16 protein-coding genes are annotated in these 19,649 nt (G+C 63.7%); 11 read left to right on the forward strand and 5 right to left on the reverse strand.

Features of this window, described 5'->3' with window-relative positions; genetic code table 11:
• The first annotated feature begins 2 nt into the window (after positions 1-2).
• The 5 genes from B2D37_RS08075 (at position 3) to B2D37_RS08095 (ending at position 6,846) form a co-directional block, all read left to right on the forward strand.
• Positions 3-1,166, forward strand: a complete 1,164-nt coding sequence (locus B2D37_RS08075; protein ID WP_079202217.1) for an isovaleryl-CoA dehydrogenase — start codon at positions 3-5, stop codon at positions 1,164-1,166.
• A gap of 103 nt (positions 1,167-1,269) precedes the next feature.
• Positions 1,270-2,877, forward strand: a complete 1,608-nt coding sequence (locus B2D37_RS08080) for a carboxyl transferase domain-containing protein (protein WP_079202218.1) — start codon at positions 1,270-1,272, stop codon at positions 2,875-2,877.
• Between the two features lie 106 nt (positions 2,878-2,983).
• Positions 2,984-3,781, forward strand: a complete 798-nt coding sequence (locus B2D37_RS08085; RefSeq protein WP_079202219.1) for a gamma-carboxygeranoyl-CoA hydratase — start codon at positions 2,984-2,986, stop codon at positions 3,779-3,781.
• 85 nt (positions 3,782-3,866) lie between these two features.
• Positions 3,867-5,801, forward strand: a complete 1,935-nt coding sequence (locus tag B2D37_RS08090; RefSeq protein ID WP_079202220.1) for an acetyl/propionyl/methylcrotonyl-CoA carboxylase subunit alpha — start codon at positions 3,867-3,869, stop codon at positions 5,799-5,801.
• A 136-nt stretch (positions 5,802-5,937) separates the two neighbouring features.
• Positions 5,938-6,846, forward strand: a complete 909-nt coding sequence (locus tag B2D37_RS08095) for a hydroxymethylglutaryl-CoA lyase (RefSeq protein WP_079202221.1) — start codon at positions 5,938-5,940, stop codon at positions 6,844-6,846.
• Between the two features lie 180 nt (positions 6,847-7,026).
• Here the strand turns inward: B2D37_RS08095 and B2D37_RS08100 are convergent, their stop codons facing one another.
• The 3 genes from B2D37_RS08100 to B2D37_RS08110 form a co-directional block, all read right to left on the reverse strand.
• Complete coding sequence (locus tag B2D37_RS08100) at positions 7,027-8,208, reverse strand: acetyl-CoA C-acetyltransferase (RefSeq protein WP_079202222.1); 1,182 nt, start codon at positions 8,206-8,208, stop codon at positions 7,027-7,029.
• 156 nt (positions 8,209-8,364) lie between these two features.
• Positions 8,365-9,021, reverse strand: coding sequence for a CoA transferase subunit B (locus B2D37_RS08105; RefSeq protein WP_079202223.1), 657 nt, complete (start codon positions 9,019-9,021; stop codon positions 8,365-8,367).
• A 170-nt stretch (positions 9,022-9,191) separates the two neighbouring features.
• Positions 9,192-9,890 (reverse strand): CoA transferase subunit A, encoded by a 699-nt coding sequence (locus B2D37_RS08110; protein ID WP_079202224.1) that lies wholly within the window; start codon positions 9,888-9,890, stop codon positions 9,192-9,194.
• Between the two features lie 125 nt (positions 9,891-10,015).
• On the opposite strand from B2D37_RS08110, the gene B2D37_RS08115 reads away from it, so the two are divergent.
• From B2D37_RS08115 to B2D37_RS08130, 4 genes are all read left to right on the forward strand, one after another.
• Positions 10,016-10,945, forward strand: a complete 930-nt coding sequence (locus tag B2D37_RS08115; protein WP_079202225.1) for a LysR family transcriptional regulator — start codon at positions 10,016-10,018, stop codon at positions 10,943-10,945.
• Between the two features lie 426 nt (positions 10,946-11,371).
• Positions 11,372-13,327 carry an acetoacetate--CoA ligase gene (locus B2D37_RS08120; RefSeq protein ID WP_079202226.1) on the forward strand — a complete coding sequence of 652 codons (1,956 nt, stop codon included), beginning with the start codon at positions 11,372-11,374 and terminating at the stop codon, positions 13,325-13,327.
• Between the two features lie 174 nt (positions 13,328-13,501).
• On the forward strand, positions 13,502-14,353 hold the full coding sequence (locus B2D37_RS08125; protein WP_218190380.1) for a GNAT family N-acetyltransferase: 852 nt from the start codon (positions 13,502-13,504) through the stop codon (positions 14,351-14,353).
• A gap of 109 nt (positions 14,354-14,462) precedes the next feature.
• Positions 14,463-14,780 (forward strand): cupin domain-containing protein, encoded by a 318-nt coding sequence (locus B2D37_RS08130; protein ID WP_079202227.1) that lies wholly within the window; start codon positions 14,463-14,465, stop codon positions 14,778-14,780.
• Between the two features lie 361 nt (positions 14,781-15,141).
• On the opposite strand, the gene B2D37_RS08135 is transcribed toward B2D37_RS08130, so the two are convergent.
• Positions 15,142-15,738: a DJ-1/PfpI family protein gene (locus B2D37_RS08135; RefSeq protein WP_079202228.1), complete on the reverse strand. Its 597-nt coding sequence runs from the start codon at positions 15,736-15,738 to the stop codon at positions 15,142-15,144.
• Between the two features lie 167 nt (positions 15,739-15,905).
• Positions 15,906-17,117 (reverse strand): PilT/PilU family type 4a pilus ATPase, encoded by a 1,212-nt coding sequence (locus B2D37_RS08140; RefSeq protein ID WP_177345194.1) that lies wholly within the window; start codon positions 17,115-17,117, stop codon positions 15,906-15,908.
• Positions 17,118-17,265: 148 nt separating this feature from the next.
• Here B2D37_RS08140 and B2D37_RS08145 point away from each other — a divergent pair, with 148 nt between their 5' ends.
• Both B2D37_RS08145 and B2D37_RS08150 read left to right on the forward strand, forming a co-directional pair.
• The gene (locus B2D37_RS08145; protein WP_079202230.1) at positions 17,266-17,544 is read left to right on the forward strand and encodes a peptidylprolyl isomerase; all 279 of its coding nucleotides are present in this window, start codon (positions 17,266-17,268) and stop codon (positions 17,542-17,544) included.
• A 221-nt stretch (positions 17,545-17,765) separates the two neighbouring features.
• Positions 17,766-19,355 carry an ABC-F family ATPase gene (locus B2D37_RS08150; RefSeq protein WP_079204934.1) on the forward strand — a complete coding sequence of 530 codons (1,590 nt, stop codon included), beginning with the start codon at positions 17,766-17,768 and terminating at the stop codon, positions 19,353-19,355.
• The last annotated feature ends 294 nt before the right edge of the window (positions 19,356-19,649 follow it).

Genomic DNA, 19,649 nt, shown 5'->3' on the forward strand with positions numbered 1-19,649 from the left:
CCATGAGCTATCCGTCCCTCAACTTTGCCCTCGGCGAAACCATCGACATGCTCCGTGATCAGGTCCAGGCCTTTGTCGCCGCGGAACTGGCACCGCGCGCCGCCGCCATCGACAGCGACAACCTGTTCCCCGCCGACATGTGGAAGAAGTTCGGTGACATGGGCCTGCTCGGCGTCACCGTGTCCGAGGAATACGGCGGCGCCGGCCTCGGCTACCTGGCCCACGTGGTCGCCATCGAGGAAATCAGCCGCGCCTCGGCCTCGGTCGGCCTGTCCTACGGCGCCCACTCCAACCTGTGCGTCAACCAGATCAACCGCAACGGCAGCGCTGAGCAGAAGGCCAAGTACCTGCCCAAGCTGGTCAGCGGCGAGCACGTCGGCGCCCTCGCCATGAGCGAGCCGAACGCCGGCTCCGACGTGGTGTCGATGAAGCTGCGCGCCGAGCGTCGCGGTGACCACTTCGTGCTCAACGGCAGCAAGACCTGGATCACCAACGGCCCAGACGCCAACACCTATGTGATCTACGCCAAGACCGACCTGGAGAAAGGCGCCCACGGCATCACCGCCTTTATCGTCGAGCGCGACTGGAAGGGATTTTCCCGCGGCAGCAAGTTCGACAAACTGGGCATGCGCGGCTCCAACACCTGCGAGCTGTTCTTCGATGACGTCGAGGTGCCGGAAGAGAACATCCTCGGCAAGGAAAACGGCGGCGTGAAGGTGCTGATGAGCGGTCTGGACTATGAGCGCGTGGTCCTGGCCGGCGGGCCGATCGGCATCATGCAGGCCTGCATGGACGTGGTGGTGCCCTATATCCACGACCGCAAGCAGTTCGGCCAGAGCATTGGCGAGTTCCAGATGATCCAGGGCAAGGTGGCCGACATGTACACCCAGCTCAACGCCAGCCGCGCCTACCTGTACGCCGTGGCCCAGGCCTGCGACCGCGGCGAGACCAACCGCAAGGACGCTGCCGGGGTGATCCTCTACAGCGCCGAACGTGCGACGCAGATGGCCCTGGAGGCGATCCAGATCCTCGGCGGCAACGGCTACATCAACGAATTCCCCACCGGCCGCCTGCTGCGCGACGCCAAGCTCTACGAGATTGGCGCCGGCACCAGCGAGATCAGGCGCATGCTGATCGGCCGCGAGTTGTTCAACGAAACCAAATAAGCCAGAGCCGTAGGATGGGTTGAGCAACGCGATACCCATGCCGGTGTTTGCGATGGGTATCGCAAGCTCAACCCATCCTACGGTTTTTCACGGAGCCAACTCGATGGCCATCCTGCATACCCAGATCAACAACCGTTCCCCGGAGTTCGCCGCCAACAGCGCGGCGATGCTCACCCAGGTCAATGACCTGCGCGCCCTCCTCGCCCGCGTCCACGAAGGCGGCGGTGAGAAGGCCCAGCACCGGCATATCTCACGCGGCAAGTTGCTGCCACGCGAACGGATCAACCGCCTGCTCGACCTCGGTTCGCCCTTCCTCGAGATCGGCCAACTGGCGGCCCACGAGGTGTATGGCGAAGACGTGCCGGCCGCTGGGGTAGTCGCCGGCATCGGTCGGGTCGAAGGCGTCGAGTGCATGATCGTGGCCAACGACGCCACGGTGAAAGGCGGCAGCTACTACCCGCTGACGGTGAAAAAACACCTGCGCGCCCAGACCATCGCCCAGCAGAATCGCCTGCCGTGCATCTACCTGGTGGACTCCGGCGGCGCCAACCTGCCGCGCCAGGACGAGGTGTTCCCGGACCGCGAGCACTTCGGCCGGATCTTCTTCAACCAGGCCAACATGAGCGCCATGGGCATCCCGCAGATCGCCGTGGTCATGGGCTCCTGCACCGCCGGTGGCGCCTATGTGCCGGCCATGGCCGACGAGGCGATCATGGTGCGCAATCAGGCGACCATCTTCCTCGCCGGCCCGCCGCTGGTGAAGGCCGCCACCGGCGAGGTGGTCAGTGCCGAGGACCTGGGCGGCGCCGATGTGCACTGCAAGATTTCGGGGGTCGCCGACCACTACGCCGAGAACGACGAGCACGCCCTGGCCCTGGCCCGGCGAAGTATCGCCAACCTCAACTGGCGCAAGCTCGGGGTGCTGAATAATCGCGAGCCGATCGCCCCCTTGTATGACAGCGAGGAGCTGTACGGGGTGATCCCGGCCGACGCCAAGCAGCCCTTCGATGTACGCGAGGTGATCGCGCGCACCGTCGACGGCTCAGTATTCGATGAGTTCAAGGCGCTGTTCGGCGCCACCCTGGTCTGCGGCTTCGCGCACATTCAGGGCTATCCGGTAGCGATCCTCGCCAATAACGGGATCTTATTCGCGGAATCCGCGCAGAAAGGCGCGCATTTCATCGAGCTGGCCTGCCAGCGCGGCATTCCGCTGCTGTTTTTGCAGAACATCACCGGCTTCATGGTCGGGCAGAAGTACGAAGCCGGCGGCATCGCCAAGCACGGCGCCAAACTGGTCAACGCGGTGGCCTGCGCCAAGGTGCCGAAGTTCACCGTGATCATCGGTGGTAGCTTCGGTGCCGGTAACTACGGCATGTGCGGCCGCGCCTACGACCCACGCTTCCTGTGGATGTGGCCGAACGCGCGGATCGGCGTGATGGGCGCCGAACAGGCCGCCGGCGTCCTGGTGCAGGTCAAGCACGAGCAGGCGGCCCGCGCCGGCCACGACTTCTCCGCCGAGGATGAGGCCAAGCTCAAGCAGCCGATCCTCGAGCAGTACGAGCGCCAGGGCCATCCCTACTATTCCAGCGCACGGCTGTGGGACGACGGCGTGATCGACCCGGCGCAGACCCGCGAGGTGCTCGGCCTGGCGTTGTCCGCCAGCCTCAATGCGCCGATCGAGCCGACCACCTTTGGTGTGTTCCGCATGTGATCACCCTTGTGGGAGGGGCTTTAGCCGCGATGCTTTTCGCCTTGTCGCGGCTAAAGCGGACCGCCGCCCGGCCCCTCCCACAGAACTAACTCTTCGAGCCAACACCATGACCAACTTCACCACCGTACAACTGGAACAAGACCCGCGCGGTTTCGCCACCCTCTGGCTCAATCGCGCCGACAAGAACAACGCCTTCAACGCCGAGATGATCCGTGAACTGATCCTCGCCCTGGATGACGTGCAGGCCGACAAGAGCCTGCGCTTTCTCCTGCTGCGCGGGCGTGGCAAGCACTTCTCTGCCGGTGCCGACCTGGCCTGGATGCAACATGCCGCGACCCTCGACTACAAGGCCAACCTGGCCGATTCGCGCGAACTGGCCGAGCTGATGCACAACCTCTACCAGGTGAAGATTCCGACCCTGGCCGTGGTCCAGGGTGCGGCCTTCGGCGGCGCACTGGGGCTGATCGCCTGCTGCGACATGGCCATCGGTGCCGACGACGCGCAACTGTGCCTGTCGGAGGTGCGCATCGGCCTGGCCCCGGCGGTGATCAGCCCCTTCGTCGTGCAGGCCATCGGCGAACGCGCGGCGCGTCGTTATGCCCTGACCGCCGAACGCTTCAGCGGCGAGCGGGCCCGTGAACTGGGCCTGTTGGCCGAGAGTTACCCGGCCGAGGCGCTGGACGACGCGGTCAACGACTGGGTCGCCAACCTGCTGCTCAACAGCCCGCAGGCGATGCAGGCGAGCAAGGACCTGCTCAAGGAAGTCGCCAGCGGCGTGCTTACCCCGGCCCTGCGCCGTTATACCGAAAACGCCATTGCCCGCATCCGCGTCAGCGCCGAAGGCCAGGAAGGCCTGCGCGCGTTCCTCGATAAACGCAAGCCGAGCTGGCAGGAGCAACAATGACTATTCCTTGCGATCTAGTGCTCCATAGCGTTCAGTGCGGCAGCTGGCTCGATAAACGTCAATCCCTCCGGCAGGAGCAACACGCATGAGCAAGCACATCGACACCCTGCTGATCGCCAACCGCGGCGAAATCGCCTGCCGCGTGATGCGCACGGCCAAGGCCATGGGCATCACGACCGTGGCGGTACACAGCGCCGTCGACCGTAACGCCCGCCACGTGCGCGAGGCGGACATCGCCGTCGACCTGGGCGGCGCCAAGCCGGCCGACAGCTACCTGCGCATCGACGCGCTGATTGCCGCGGCCCAGGCCAGCGGCGCCCAGGCCATCCACCCCGGCTATGGCTTTCTCTCGGAGAACGCCGGTTTCGCCCGCGCTATCGAAGCGGCCGGCTTGCTCTTCCTCGGCCCGCCCGCCAGCGCCATCGACGCCATGGGCAGCAAGTCCGCGGCCAAGGCGCTGATGGACGCCGCCGGCGTACCGCTGGTGCCTGGCTATCACGGCGAGGCCCAGGATCTGGAGACCTTCCGCGCCGCGTCCGAAGTCATCGGCTACCCGGTATTGCTCAAGGCCACCGCCGGTGGCGGCGGCAAGGGCATGAAGGTGGTCGAGCGCGAGAGCGAGTTGGCCGAAGCCCTGGCCAGCGCCCAGCGCGAGGCGCAGTCGTCGTTCGGCGACTCTCGCATGCTGGTGGAAAAATACGTACTCAAACCGCGCCACGTGGAGATCCAGGTATTTGCCGACCAACACGGCCACTGCCTGTACCTGAATGAGCGCGATTGCTCGATCCAGCGTCGCCACCAGAAGGTGGTCGAGGAAGCGCCGGCGCCGGGCCTCAGCCCGGAACTGCGCCGCGCCATGGGCGAGGCCGCAGTCAAGGCAGCCCAGGCCATCGGCTATGTCGGCGCCGGCACCGTGGAGTTTCTGCTGGACGAGCGCGGCGACTTCTTCTTCATGGAGATGAACACCCGCCTGCAGGTCGAGCACCCGGTCACCGAGGCCATCACCGGCCTCGATCTGGTCGCCTGGCAGATCCGCGTGGCCCGTGGCGAGCCGCTGCCGCTGACTCAGCAGCAAGTGCCCTTGATCGGTCATGCCATCGAGGTACGCCTGTACGCCGAAGACCCTGATCACGACTTCCTGCCCTCCACCGGCACCCTCGCCCTGTACCGCGAGGCCAGTGCCGGACCGGGCCGGCGGGTCGATATGGGCGTGGCCGAAGGTGACGAGGTGTCGCCCTTCTACGACCCGATGCTCGGCAAGCTGATCGCCTGGGGCGACAACCGCGAAGAAGCGCGCCTGCGTCTGCTGGCCATGCTCAATGAAACCTGCATCGGCGGGGTCAAGACCAACCTGGCGTTCCTGCGTCGCGTGCTGGCCCACCCGGCCTTCGCCGACGCCGAGCTGGATACCGGTTTTATCCCGCGCCACGAAGCGCAACTTCTGCCGCCGCCAGGCGAGTTGCCCGCCGAATTCTGGCAACTGGCCGGCGAAGCCTTCGTACAGAGCGAGCCGCTACGGCGCAAGCACGAGGACTTCCATTCGCCGTGGGCAACCAGCAGCGGCTGGCGTGCCGGGCTGCCCAGCGAGTGCTCGATCAGCCTCAACTGCAATGGCAGTGAACAGACCGTCAAGCTCAGTGGCGACGTCCGCCTGCAAGGCGAATCACCGGCGCTTACAGCCGTGCAGCGGCGCCACACGGCGATTCGCCAAGGCGACACCCTGTATTTCGAGTGGGATGGTGAGCTGCACCCGGTCAATCGCGTCGACCCGATTGCCGCCGTCGAGGCCAGCCACAGCCACCACGGTAGCCTGACGGCGCCAATGAACGGCAGCATCGTCCGCGTACTGGTCGAAGCAGGCCAGCAGGTCGAGGCCGGCACCGCCCTGGTGGTGCTGGAAGCGATGAAGATGGAGCACAGCATCCGCGCCCCGCATGCCGGCACCGTCAAGGCGTTGTATTGCAGCGAAGGCGAGATGGTCAGCGAAGGCAGCGTGCTGGTTGAGCTGGACGAAGCCTGATGGCTCGCTGCTGTCGAATGCTGAATTGACTGCGTAGGATGGGTTGAGCGAAGCGATACCCATCCTAGCGTCCAAGGTCCTTCGTAAGGTGCTGCCTGGATACGAAGCCCAAGATCCCGATTCAAGAGATGACGCAATGACAATTCCCAGCAAGGTGCGCTTGGTCGAAGTCGGCCCGCGCGACGGCCTGCAGAATGAAAAACAGCCGATCAGCGTGGCCGACAAGGTGCGCCTGGTCGACGACCTGTCCGCCGCCGGCTTGAGCTATATCGAAGTCGGTAGCTTCGTCTCGCCCAAGTGGGTGCCGCAGATGGCCGGCAGCACCGAGGTGTTCGTCCAGATCCAGCAGTTGCCCGGCGTGACCTACGCCGCCCTGACCCCCAACCTCAAGGGCTTCGAAGCGGCACTGGCGGCCGGAGTCAAGGAAGTGGCCGTCTTCGCCGCCGCCTCCGAGTCCTTCTCGCAGAAGAACATCAACTGTTCCATCAGCGAGAGCTTGCAGCGTTTTCTGCCATTGATGGACGCCGCCAAGCAGCAGGGCATTCGCGTGCGTGGCTACGTATCCTGCGTACTCGGCTGCCCTTACGAGGGCACCATCGCCCCTGCCCAGGTGGCAGAGGTGGCCCGCGAGCTTTACAGCATGGGCTGCTACGAGATCTCCCTCGGCGACACCATAGGTGCTGGCACCGCCGGAGAAACCCGGCGTTTGATTGAAGTAGTCGGCGGCAAGGTCCCGCGCAACAAGCTGGCCGGGCATTTTCACGACACCTACGGTCAGGCCCTGGCCAATATCTACGCCAGCCTGCTGGAAGGTATCGAGGTGTTCGACAGCTCGGTCGCCGGCCTCGGCGGCTGCCCCTATGCCAAGGGCGCCACCGGCAATGTCGCGACCGAGGATGTGCTGTATCTGCTCAATGGCCTGGGCATCAGCAGCGGTATCGATATGGATCTGCTGATCGCCGCCGGTCAGCGCATCTGCGCGGTGCTCGACAAGCCCAACGGCTCGCGGGTGGCCCGCGCCCGCTTGGCCCAGGCACAGGCCTGAACACATCCACGCCTTTCCCTGGCCGTGGTCACCCTGTGCCGCGGCTTTTTTTGTTCACCAACCAGCCTCTCTCGCAGATAAGCGAAAAAACGCCGGCGCCCTCTATCGAGGTGCGACCGGCGTTTGGCTGTTAGGACTTCTTGTCCGGTGCTCGTAGCCTTGTAGGGCGGGGAGCGTTATTTATCCGCGTTCAATCGCCAATGCCACGCCCTGACCACCGCCGATACACAGAGTGGCCAGGCCCTTGTGGGCATCGCGCTTGATCATCTCGTGCAGCAGGGTCACCAGAATCCGGCAGCCGGAACCGCCGATCGGATGGCCGATGGCGATGGCGCCACCGTTGACGTTGACTTTGCTGGCATCCCACTGCAATTCCTTGCCAACGGCCAGGGCCTGGGCGGCAAAGGCTTCGTTGGCCTCGATCAGGTCCAGCTGCTCCAGGCTCCAGCCGGCCTTGGCCAGGCAGCGCTGGGTGGCGGAGACCGGGCCGATGCCCATGATTGCCGGATCGACGCCGGCGTTGGCGTAGCCGGCGATGCGCGCCAGCACCGGTAGACCGAGGGCCTGGGCTTTGCCTGCGCTCATCAGCAGCACCGCGGCGGCGCCGTCGTTGAGGCTGGAGGCATTGCCGGCGGTGACGCTGCCGTCTTTCTTGAACGCCGGCTTGAGCTTGGCCAATGATTCGGCGGTGGTGCTGGCGCGCGGCTGTTCGTCGGTGGCGAAGGACAGAGGCTCGCCTTTGCGCTGGGGAATCAGGATCGGGGTGATTTCATCCTTGAAGCGGCCGGCCTCGATGGCGGCGCAGGCCTTGCGCTGCGACTCGGCGGCGAAGGCATCCTGCTCCTCGCGGCTGATGGCGTACTTGTCCACCAGGTTCTCGGCGGTGATGCCCATGTGGTAGTCGTTGAAGGCGTCCCACAGGCCGTCTGTGATCATCGTGTCGACCAACTGGGCGTGGCCCATGCGCAGGCCGGTACGTGCGCCGGGCATGACGTAGGGGGCCAGGCTCATGTTCTCCATGCCGCCGGCGATGATCACCTCGGCATCGCCGCAGCGAATCGCCTGGGCGCCCAGGTGCAGGGCTTTCAGGCCCGAACCGCAGACCTTGTTCAGGGTCAGTGCCGGTACCGCATGGGGCAGGCCGGCGAGGATCGCTGCCTGGCGTGCCGGGTTCTGTCCGCTGCCTGCGGTGAGCACCTGGCCGAGGATCACTTCGTCGACCTCGGCGCCATTCAGGCCGGTTTGTTCCAGCAAGCGGCGGATCACCGCAGCGCCCAGTTCGGGGGCAGCAATGCCCGCCAGCGAACCCTGGAAACTGCCGACCGCGGTGCGGGTGGCGGCGACTATGACGACTTCTTGCATGGTGAGACTCCTGCGAGTTGCGTCGATGCCGTTCGGGGCATCGACAAGCGATGGGTAACGCTGCGCTCGCGGAACGCCGCCCGACCCATCCTACAAATGAAAAAGCCGCTGCGCAGGGCGCCATGCGTGGTGGCAGCCTGCGCAGCGGGGAGGTGCTCAGAAGGTCATTTCGATAACATCGTCCGGCACGATCAACGGGCCTGCAGTCTTGGCGACGATCTCCTCGATGCTCACACCCGGCGCGCGCTCACGCAGGATGAAGCTGCCATTGTCGATTTCCAGGTAGGCCAAGTCGGTGAGCACCTTGCGGATGCAGCCGCAGCCGGTAAGCGGCAGGCTGCAGTGTTTCAGCAGCTTGGACTCGCCATCCTTGGAGGCGTGAGTCATGGTCACGATGATGTTGTCGGCGCCGGCGACCAGGTCCATGGCGCCGCCCATGCCCTTGATCAGCTTGCCGGGGATCATCCAGGAGGCGATGTTGCCGTTGGCGTCCACCTCGAAGGCGCCAAGTACGGTGAGATCGACGTGACCACCGCGGATCATCGCGAAGGACTCGGCCGAGGAGAAGATCGACGCACCTTTACGCGCGGTCACCGTCTGCTTGCCGGCGTTGATCATGTCGGCGTCCAGCTCATCCTCGGTCGGGAATGCGCCCATGCCGAGCAGGCCGTTTTCCGATTGCAGCATCACGTCGATGCCTTGCGGCACATAGTTGGCCACCAGGGTCGGGATGCCGATGCCCAGGTTCACGTAGTAACCATCTTTCAATTCGCGCGCCACACGCTGAGCCATCTGTTCGCGGGTAAGTGCCATTTGTACTTCCTCAATTTATTCAGTGGTGGAAGAATCTGGTCAGGCTCGAGCGAGCTAGAGGCCGGCAAGGCGAAATCGGACGAGGACGCGGAATTTACGAGCGCTAAATGAGCAGTCCGAGTCCGATTTCAACACAACCGGGCCGACGCGCAGCCGATCCTGATAGGTTCTCAGGCGCGCAGGGTGCGCTTCTCGATCCGCTTCTCGAAACTGCCCTGGATGATGCGATCGACGTAGATGCCCGGGGTGTGGATGTGTGCCGGATCGAGTTCGCCGGGTTCGACGATTTCCTCCACCTCGACCACGGTAATGCGCCCGGCGGTGGCCACCAGCGGGTTGAAGTTCTGCGCAGTGTGGCGATAGATCACGTTGCCGAAGTGGTCGGCCTTCCAGCCTTTGACGATGGCGAAGTCGCCGGTGATGGCCGGTTCGAGGATGTAATGGCGGCCATTGAATTCGCGTGCTTCCTTGCCTTCGGCGACCGGGGTGCCGTAGCCGGTAGCGGTGAAGAAGGCCGGGATACCGGCGCCACCGGCGCGTAGTTTCTCCGCCAGGGTGCCTTGCGGAGTCAGTTCGACCTCCAGTTCGCCGTTGAGCAACTGCCGCTCGAACAGGGCGTTCTCACCGACATAGGAGGCGATCATCTTGCGGATCTGCCGGTCTTCCAGCAGCACGCCGAGGCCGAAACCATCGACCCCGCAGTTGTTCGAGACCACGGTCAGGCCGCGCACGCCGAGGCGGCGGATTTCGGCGATCAGGTTCTCCGGAATCCCGCACAGGCCAAAGCCGCCGGCCAGAACGGTCATGTTGTCGGTCAGCCCGGCCAGGGCCTCTGCGTAACTGCCTACTCGCTTGTCGAGTCCACTCATATCGCTGCGCCTCTTGTAATTGTCGGTTCGGCAGCCGTGCCGCCAGAAAGCAAGTGAGAGCTTCACCGCTGCAGACTAATTTGTTAAGTTTGTTTTTCTAAGCCATTAATCAGAAAAACAAACCAATGACCGTCAAGCAATTGCGTGCCTTCCTCGCCGTGGCGCAGAGCCTGAGCTTCGTCCAGGCTTGCGCGCGCCTGCATCTGTCCCAGCCGGCGCTGAGCCTGGCGATCAAGAACCTGGAGCAATCCCTCGGTGGCCCGTTGCTGGTGCGTACCACCCGCAGTGTCAGCCTGACCCCGGAAGGCGAACTGCTGCTGCCGATCGCCCGGCACCTGCTGGCCGACTGGGACAACACCGAGGAACTGCTGCGCCAGCACTTCACCCTGCAACTGGGTAAGGTTGCCATCGCCGCCATGCCCTCCTTCGCCGGCAACCTGCTGCCGGTTGCCCTCAAGGCGTTTCGTACGCGGCATCCGAAGGTCAACGTGGCGGTGCATGACGTCATCAACGAACAGGTGCTGGAGATGCTGCGCAACCGCCGGGTGGAGCTGGGCATTGCCTTCGAGCCGGAATCCCTCGATGGCCTGGACTTTATCCCCTTCTATACCGACCGTTTTGTCGCGGTGGTACCCGCTGACTGCCCGCTGGCCGAGTTGCCCGAACTGAGCTGGGCAGCGTTGCTGCAAGAGAGCTTTATCACCTTGCAGCGCCCGTCTGCGGTGCGCCTGCTGCTGGAGGAAAGCATCGCGGCCCAACATGGCAAACTGCGGGTGGCCTTTGAGAGCCACCAGCTGGTGACCGTCGGCCGCATGGTCGCCCAGGGCCTCGGCGTGAGCGCGGTGCCGAGCCTGTGCATCCAGCAGATGCAAGAGCTCGGCGCCCGTTGCATTGCCCTATCCGAGCCGCGGGTGGAACGCCGCGTCGGCCTGTTGCACCTGGCCGGGCACGAGTTGTCGAGCGCGGCCCAGGCCCTCAGCGATGTGCTGCTGCACGTCACGGACTGGAACAGCCTGAATCTTCCGCGAGTCGAAACACCGCCGGCCGGCAGCTGACGGCGCCCGCCAGGCATCGCCGCCGACTGCGTGCCATTATGTAAAGCATACGTCGGGGTAACGATGAACCGGCCGCTCCAGAACCTATGGCCGTCACGTGCTGACCCTGGTGCCGCCCGTGCCCGGCATTGGGCCGACAAGCCGGTAGCGGTTTGGCAGCCCACGCCACCAGCCAACTGCGACGGTCAGGCTAGGTGCCAGCCTGATCGCGGGCTGCGCCGACCTGCAGTTGCCCCCAGGTTGTTGCGGGGCAAACGAGCCGTTACCCGCAGGCTTTGTCCATGCCACGGGGCCGGAGGTCGGAGCCCTTGCAGGAAAGGTCGTTGCAGTCCAAGGCGACCGCCGCTCGGCAGGCTAGGGTGCCATCGCCATGCACGATGGCCTGGCACAACAAGAGCCTCGGCGACAGCCGAATGAGGAACAGACATGCAAAAGCCCTTGTGGACCCCCTCCCAGGACCGTATCGCCGCCACCCGGCTGGACGCCTTCCGCCGTTTCGTCAACCAGCGCCACAGCCTGCAACTGCCCGACTACCCGGCCCTGCATGCCTGGAGCCTGGCTGCCCGCGAGGCGTTCTGGCAGGCCATCGTCGACTTCTTCGAGATCCGCTTCAGCGAGCAACCCCACGCCGTGCTGGAAGAAGGCCTGGTCATGCCCAGCGCCCGCTGGTTCCCCGGCGCCCAGCTTAACTTCGCCGAACACCTGCTGCGCCGCCGCGATGACCACCCGGCGCTGGTGGCCGTCGGCGAGGACGGTTCGCGCGAGCAAATGAGCTACGCCGAGCTGGCCGCCCATGTCGCCGGCCTGCAGCAAAGCCTCAAGGCCGCCGGGGTAGGCATTGGCGACCGGGTCGTGGCCTTGATGCCCAACACCTGGCAGACGCTGGTCGGCATGCTCGCCGCCAGCAGCCTGGGCGCCACCTGGTCATCCTGCTCGCCGGACTTTGGCACCCAGGGGGTAATCGACCGCTTCGGTCAGATCGAGCCCAAGGTGCTCATCGCCGCCGCCGGCTACCGCTATGCCGGCAAGAACCTCGACCTGACCGGCAAACTCAACGAGATCCTCGAACGCCTGCCGTCGCTGCAGCAGCTGATCGTGGTGGCCTACTCCCGGCCACAAGCCAAGGTCGACGACTTCACCACCGAAGCCAAGGTCGCGCTCTGGCAGGACTTCTACCAGGCCGGCGGCGAGCCTCAGTTTACTGCCGTGCCCTTCGATCACCCGCTGTATATCCTCTACTCCAGTGGCACCACCGGCGTGCCCAAGTGCATCGTCCACGGCACCGGCTGCGTGTTGTTGCAGCACGTCAAGGAACTCGGCCTGCACAGCGACCTGCACGCCAGCGACACGCTGTTCTACTACACCACCTGCGGCTGGATGATGTGGAATTGGCTGGTTTCCGGCCTGGCTCTGGGCGCCACCTTGGTGCTATTCGACGGCTCGCCGTTTCACCCCGACGCGCAACGCCTGATCGACCTGATCGACGCGGAAAATATCAGCATCTTCGGCACCAGCGCCAAGTACCTCGCCGCCCTGGAAAAGGCCGGCGCCAAGCCAGGCAGCTCGCACCAACTGGCACGCTTGAAAGCCATCCTCTCGACCGGCTCGCCGCTGTCCCACGAGAGCTTCGAGTACGTCTACCGCGAGATCAAAAGCGAGCTGTGCCTGTCATCGATTTCCGGCGGCACCGACATCGTCTCCTGCTTCGCCCTGGGTAATCCGCTGCTGCCGGTTTGGCGCGGCGAGTTGCAGTGCAAGGGCCTGGGCATGGACGTCCAGGTGTGGAACGAGGCTGGCCAGCGGGTTATTGGCCAGAAAGGCGAACTGGTTTGCGCCCAACACTTCCCCTCAATGCCGGTGGGTTTCTGGAACGATCCGGCTGACGAGAAGTTCCGCGCCGCCTACTTCGACACCTTCCCCGGCGTCTGGGCTCACGGCGACTACGCCGAGGAGACCAGCCACGGCGGCCTGGTGATTCACGGTCGCTCCGACGCGGTACTCAATCCGGGCGGCGTGCGTATCGGCACCGGGGAAATTTACCGCCAGGTGGAAAAAATCGAGGAGGTGCTGGAGTCCATCGCCATCGGCCAGGACTGGGACGATGACGTGCGCGTGGTGCTGTTCGTCCGTCTGCGCGACGGCGTGACATTGACCGATGAACTGCAGGCACGCATTCGCCAGGCGATCCGCAGTAACACCACGCGGCGCCACGTACCGGCCAAGATCATCGCCGTGGCCGACATTCCCCGCACCCTCAGCGGCAAGATCGTCGAGCTGGCGGTGCGCAACGTGGTGCACGGCAAGCCGGTGAAGAACAGCGACGCCCTGGCCAACCCCCGGGCGCTGGAGTTGTATCGGAATCTGCCGGAGCTGCAGCACTGATCACCAAGGCCGGACCATCCCAGCTAGCTGGTGGCACCGAATAAACGACTGTCCAACGGCTGCTGACGGATGGACAGGGCAGAAAAGATCGAATAGCGTCGAACGGCGACGGTTTGCGCGCGCTGGCTGCCACACCGTCGCGCCCAGCCCTGCCTTAGGCAATGGACAAAGACCGTGCACAAGCCCGACTACAAGATCAGAACCATGACCCGCGCAGAAGTCGATATCGCCATCGACTGGGCCGCGGCTGAAGGCTGGAATCCGGGTATGCATGACGCGCAGTGCTTCTATGCGGCCGACCCCAATGGCTTTCTGATCGGCCTGCTGGGCGATGAGCCGATTGCGCTCATTTCGGTGGTGAAGTACGGCAGCGGCTTTGGCTTTCTCGGTTGCTACATCGTCAAGCCGGAGTACCGTGGCCAGGGCTATGGCCTGCAGATCTGGAAGGCCGGGCTGACCTATCTGCAGGGGCGCACCGTTGGCCTGGACGGCGTGGTGGCGCAGCAAGGCAACTACATGAAATCGGGGTTCAAGCTGGCCTGCGCCAATATTCGTTATCAGGGTGTCGCTGGCGGAGATTTCCCGGCCAATCCCGCCATAGTGCCGTTGTCCACGCTGCCCTTTGCCGAATTAGATGCCTACGACCAGACACTGTTTGCCGAGAACCGCACGGCCTTTCTGAGCTGCTGGATCGAGCAGCCGGCAAGCACCGCGCTGGGCATCCTGCAGGCGGGCAAGCTGGCCGGCTACGCGGTGCTGCGCAAGTGCCGTAGCGGCTACAAGATCGGTCCATTGTTTGCCAACAGTGGCGCGCTGGCCGAACAGCTCTTTCTCGCCCTCAACGCCAGCGCACCAGCAGGCGCGGAGCTTTTCCTGGATACGCCGGCGCTGAACCCTGCGGCAGTAGCGTTGGCGCAGCGCTACGGCATGCAGGTCTCGTTCGAGACCGCACGCATGTACCTGGGCACCCCACCGAATCTGCCCATCGAGCGCGTATTCGGCGTGACCAGCTTCGAGCTCGGCTAATAGCACAGGCCGTGTTCGCGCCCCGTTGCCGAAGCCCTGCCGCTATTGCATAACAGCAACTAGATAAGAGGGTCATAGGCCCAGGACATCACACACAAGGAACAATATCATGGCCGGTCAGTACCCCGATAAAATCAAATCCCTGCCGCTGTATGACGGCCGCTTCGATGCCTACAAGCTGGCGGCCACGGGCAGCGACGTGCTGTTCGCCTCCTACCCGGCGGGCACCACGATCCCAGCCCATAGCCATGACACCGATAATTACGGGGTGATCACCCGGGGGGCGCTGCAGCTGACCATCGACGGGCAGACCACTACCTACAGGACCGGCGACTGGTATCAGGTGCCGGCCGGCATGCTGCACGCCGCCGAGTTTGCCGAGGAAACCGACGAGATCGAATTCTGGTTCACCGCCGACGAACGTTAGATAAGCAATCCCACGCTTTGGAATACCACTAATTGCTAGCCGAACTGCCGGTCAAGGACTTCACCGCTTTGCAGGCGCTTCTAGTAGCACATCTGCGGTTGCAGCTGACGCTTTTAGCGCCTAGTGGCCTGATCGGTTAATCCGTTCATCCATGGACTCAGCCGGTCCAGAACCTGGTAGACGGCGGCGTCCGCTCGCGAAAATGTTCCCGGCATTTTCCCTACCTTTCCCATCCACGGGGACGCCGGCGGGTTGCCAGGTTGTGCTGTCGCGGTGCAGGACACACCGAGGTTGGGCCTGCCACAGATAAGACTCAAGCCGGCACATTTGAGTTAACCAACCACTAGCGTGTCCGCGCGCACTACAGATACGGGCGAATCACCGCCAGCGCCCGCTCCACGAAGGCCTGTTTCTCGCCAACCGGCGCAACGTAGTGCAGCGCCTCGGCGCAGGCGCCCTCTCCCGCCAGCTTGGCAATCACCCAGGCCGCCAGGTACGGCGCCGACAGGCAACCGCCTGCGCTGGCCAGGTTGCCCTTGGCATAGAACGGCTGATCCAGCACGCGCACCCCGGCCTCGATCACCCAGGGCTTGCTGCTCAGGTCGGTACAGGCGGGCAGATCGCCGAGCAATCCAAGCTTGGCCATCAACAAGACTCCCGAGCACTGTGCACCGACCAACTGGCGCGACGGATCCAACCGCAGGCGCTCGAGGATGCTCAGATCTTGGGCAATCGCACGGGTCTGCATGCCGCTGCCGAACAGCACCACATCCGCCTGGCTGGCGAATTCCAAGGGCTGCTGGGCCTGCACTTGTACGCCATTCATCGAGGTGACCTGCGCACTCGGGCAGGTGATCTGTGCCTGCCAGCCCTGCCCACGCAAGCGGTTAAGCACGCCGGCGGCGACAAAGGAATCCAGCTCGTTGAAACCATCGAATGTCAGCACGGCAATACGCATCTCACCCTCCCCTCGGCAGCTCGGCAGCTCGGCGCAACGCATGAATCTATCGACTCCCGGCGCCACGCGCTAAGCACAGTGAGGGTGAAATTTTCCCATACAGCACGCAGGGCGGTTGGCGCGCAGCCCCAGAAGGCGAGTCGCGCCGATGCAGCCTCGGCGTTGGCTTAAATCCCCTGCCGCCCTGGGTCTTCCGAAGGCGAATCCACTTCAATGTCTTCGAGTTTCAGCTCCAGCCCCCAGTCGCCGGCTTCGGCAGCTTTCGCAGGCGCGGCAACGGCAGCCGACACGGCGGCTACCGGGCTGGCGGTGGATGGGTTGTCGCGATAGAGCTTGAGCTTCAAACGCACATTGTTCGCCGAGTCGGCATTCTTCACCGCTTCTTCTTCGTCGATAACGTTTTCATTGACCAGATCGATCAGCGCCTGGTCGAAGGTCTGCATGCCCAGGTTCTTCGACTTTTCCATGATTTCCTTGATCTCGGAAAACTCGTTGCGCTTGATCAGGTCGCGGATGGTCGGCGTGCCGAGCAACACCTCCACCGCGGCGCGGCGCTTGCCATCGATGGTCTTGACCAGGCGCTGGGAAACGAAAGCCTTGAGGTTGTTGCCCAGGTCGTTGAGCAACTGCGGACGGCGATCCTCTGGGAAGAAGTTGATGATGCGGTCCAACGCCTGGTTGGCGTTGTTGGCGTGCAGCGTGGAGATCGCCAGGTGGCCGGTGTCGGCGAAGGCCAGGGCGTGCTCCATGGTTTCGCGGTCGCGGATCTCGCCGATCAGGATCACATCCGGCGCCTGGCGCAGGGTGTTCTTCAGCGCCGCGTGGAAGCTGCGGGTGTCGACGCCGACTTCACGCTGGTTGATGATCGATTTCTTGTGCCGGTGGACATACTCCACCGGGTCTTCGATGGTGATGATGTGCCCGCCGCTATTGCGGTTGCGGTAGTCGATCAGCGCCGCCAGGGAGGTGGACTTGCCCGAACCGGTGCCGCCGACGAACAGCACCAGGCCGCGTTTCTCCATGACGGTGCCGAGCAACACTTCGGGCAGCTTCAAGTCTTCGAACTTGGGGATATCCAGCTTGATATTGCGCGCGACGATGGACACCTCGTTGCGCTGCTTGAAGATATTGATACGAAAGCGCCCTACGCCAGACAGGGAAATCGCCAGGTTCATCTCCAGTTCGCGCTCGAACTCTTCACGCTGGGCGACATCCATCACCCCTTCGGCGATGGCGGCCACCTCGCCGGCCTTCAAGGGTTCCTGACTGAGCGCCTTGAGCACGCCATTGAACTTGGCGCATGGCGGCGCGCCGGTTGACAGGTAGAGGTCAGAACCGTCCTGGCTGGCCAGGACTTTCAACATTGAATGGATATCCATGAACAGCGCTTCCGTCGATTGGATTTAATACGTTAGGCCAGAATTCATCCGTGCCCCCGGAGAATCGGCAAACCTGAACAGTGACGTCATTCTGATGGCGCAGCAAACACTGGCACAATACGCGCCCGGTAGAAATGAGGAACTCGTCATGGCAAAAGCAATGGCCCGCCATATTCTGGTGAAAACCGAAGCGGAAGCCGCGGCACTGAAGAAGCGCATCGCCGCCGGCGAGGCCTTCGATCTGCTCGCACGGCAGTATTCCACCTGCCCGTCCGGCAAGCGCGGCGGCGATCTCGGCGAAGTGCGCCCCGGACAGATGGTCCGAGCGATCGATCAGGTCATCTTCAAGAAACCCCTGCGTGAGGTGCATGGTCCGGTGAAGAGCCAGTTCGGCTATCACCTGGTACAGGTGTTCTACCGCGACTGAGAGCAGAGCGCTTGTGAAAATACTGCGGCAGCCTCCAAACGTCCGCTGCGGCGTGCCGCAGACGCCTTGAGGCAGCCTCGCGACGGCGCTCGATATTTTCACAACCGCAGATCACCCGGCAAAACCCTCCCATCTGTCCTCCCGGCTGCCTTGCCGGGCCATAAAGCTGTACAATCTTGCCCCTTTCGCGCTCCCGCGCTCGCTTCCTGGACAACGATTACGTGATCTCCACCGCCAATATCACCATGCAATTCGGGGCCAAACCCCTGTTCGAGAACGTTTCCGTCAAGTTTGGCGGCGGCAACCGTTACGGCCTGATTGGGGCGAACGGCAGCGGCAAGTCGACCTTCATGAAAATTCTCGGCAACGACCTGGAACCGAGCGGCGGTCAGGTGATGCTGGAGCCGAACGTGCGCCTGGGTAAGCTGCGCCAGGATCAGTTCGCCTACGAAGACTTCAGCGTGCTCGATACCGTGATCATGGGCCACGAGGAGTTGTGGAAGGTCAAAGCCGAGCGTGACCGCATCTACTCGCTGCCGGAAATGAGCGAAGACGACGGCATGGCCGTGGCCGAACTGGAAACCGAGTTCGCCGAGATGGACGGCTACACCGCCGAATCCCGCGCGGGCGAACTGCTGATGGGCCTGGGCATTCCGCTGACTCAGCATTTCGGCCCGATGAGCGAAGTCGCTCCAGGCTGGAAACTGCGAGTACTGCTGGCCCAGGCGTTGTTCTCCGATCCGGAAGTGTTGCTGCTCGACGAGCCGACCAACCACCTGGACATCAACACCATCCGCTGGCTGGAAAACATCCTGACCCAGCGCAACAGCACCATGATCATCATTTCCCACGATCGCCACTTCCTCAACAGTGTGTGCACCCACATGGCGGATCTGGATTACTGCGAACTGCGCCTGTTCCCGGGTAACTACGACGAGTACATGACCGCCGCGACCCAGTCGCGCGAGCAACTGCTGTCGGACAACGCCAAGAAAAAAGCCCAGATCAACGAGCTGCAGTCCTTCGTCAGCCGCTTCTCGGCCAACGCCTCGAAAGCCAAGCAGGCCACCTCGCGTGCCAAGCAGATCGACAAGATCCAGCTGGCCGAAGTCAAGCCGTCCAGCCGGATCAGCCCGTTCATTCGCTTCGAGCAGAACAAGAAGCTGCATCGCCAGGCCGTGATCGTCGACAGCATGGCCAAGGGCTTCGACGGCAAGCCGCTGTTCAAGAACTTCAGTTTCAACGTCGAAGCCGGCGAACGCGTGGCCATCATCGGCCCCAACGGCATCGGCAAGACCACCCTGCTGCGCACCCTGGTCGGCGAACTGTACCCGGATGCCGGTACCGTCAAATGGACCGAAAGCGCCGAACTGGGCTACTACGCCCAGGACCACGCCTCAGACTTCGAAGACGAGAGCAACCTGTTCGACTGGATGGGCCGCTGGACCCAGGGCGGCGAGCAACTGGTGCGCGGCACCCTCGGCCGCATGCTGTTCTCCAACGACGAAATCCTCAAGTCGGTGAAGGTGATTTCCGGTGGCGAACAGGGCCGCATGCTGTTCGGCAAGCTGATCCTGCAAAAGCCTAACGTGCTGATCATGGACGAACCGACCAACCACCTCGACATGGAATCCATCGAGGCGCTCAACCTGGCGCTGGAAAACTATCCGGGCACGCTGGTCTTCGTCAGCCACGACCGCGAGTTCGTCGGCTCCCTGGCCACGCGCATCATCGAACTCTCCGCCAGCGGCGTAATCGACTTCAGCGGCACCTACGACGACTACCTGCGCAGCCAGGGCCTGATCCCCTGATCCAGGCAGACTGAGCCCTGGCAAGATGGGCTGTAGGCTGGGCCAGCAGCGAGCTGCTACGGCCCACCACTACCCATCGCGCCTCATCCCCCCCACGCCTGCATACGCGGGGCTGACAGGCCGCTGAACAATGTAGCGCCAGGCCAGCATCTTGCCTGGGGATTCCTGCGCAGCCGCCGTCACCCGCACACCCGTGCCGCCTCCCCTCCGCTCGCCAAGTCCTCCAGCTCACAGCCCGTGAACCGAACGGCGCCGATCACGACGCACCCAGTAAAAAGCCCCGCACTAGGCGGG

This window comes from Pseudomonas sp. CC6-YY-74 (genome assembly GCF_002025205.1).
In the GTDB taxonomy this organism is placed as follows: Bacteria; Pseudomonadota; Gammaproteobacteria; order Pseudomonadales; family Pseudomonadaceae; genus Aquipseudomonas; species Aquipseudomonas paeninsulae.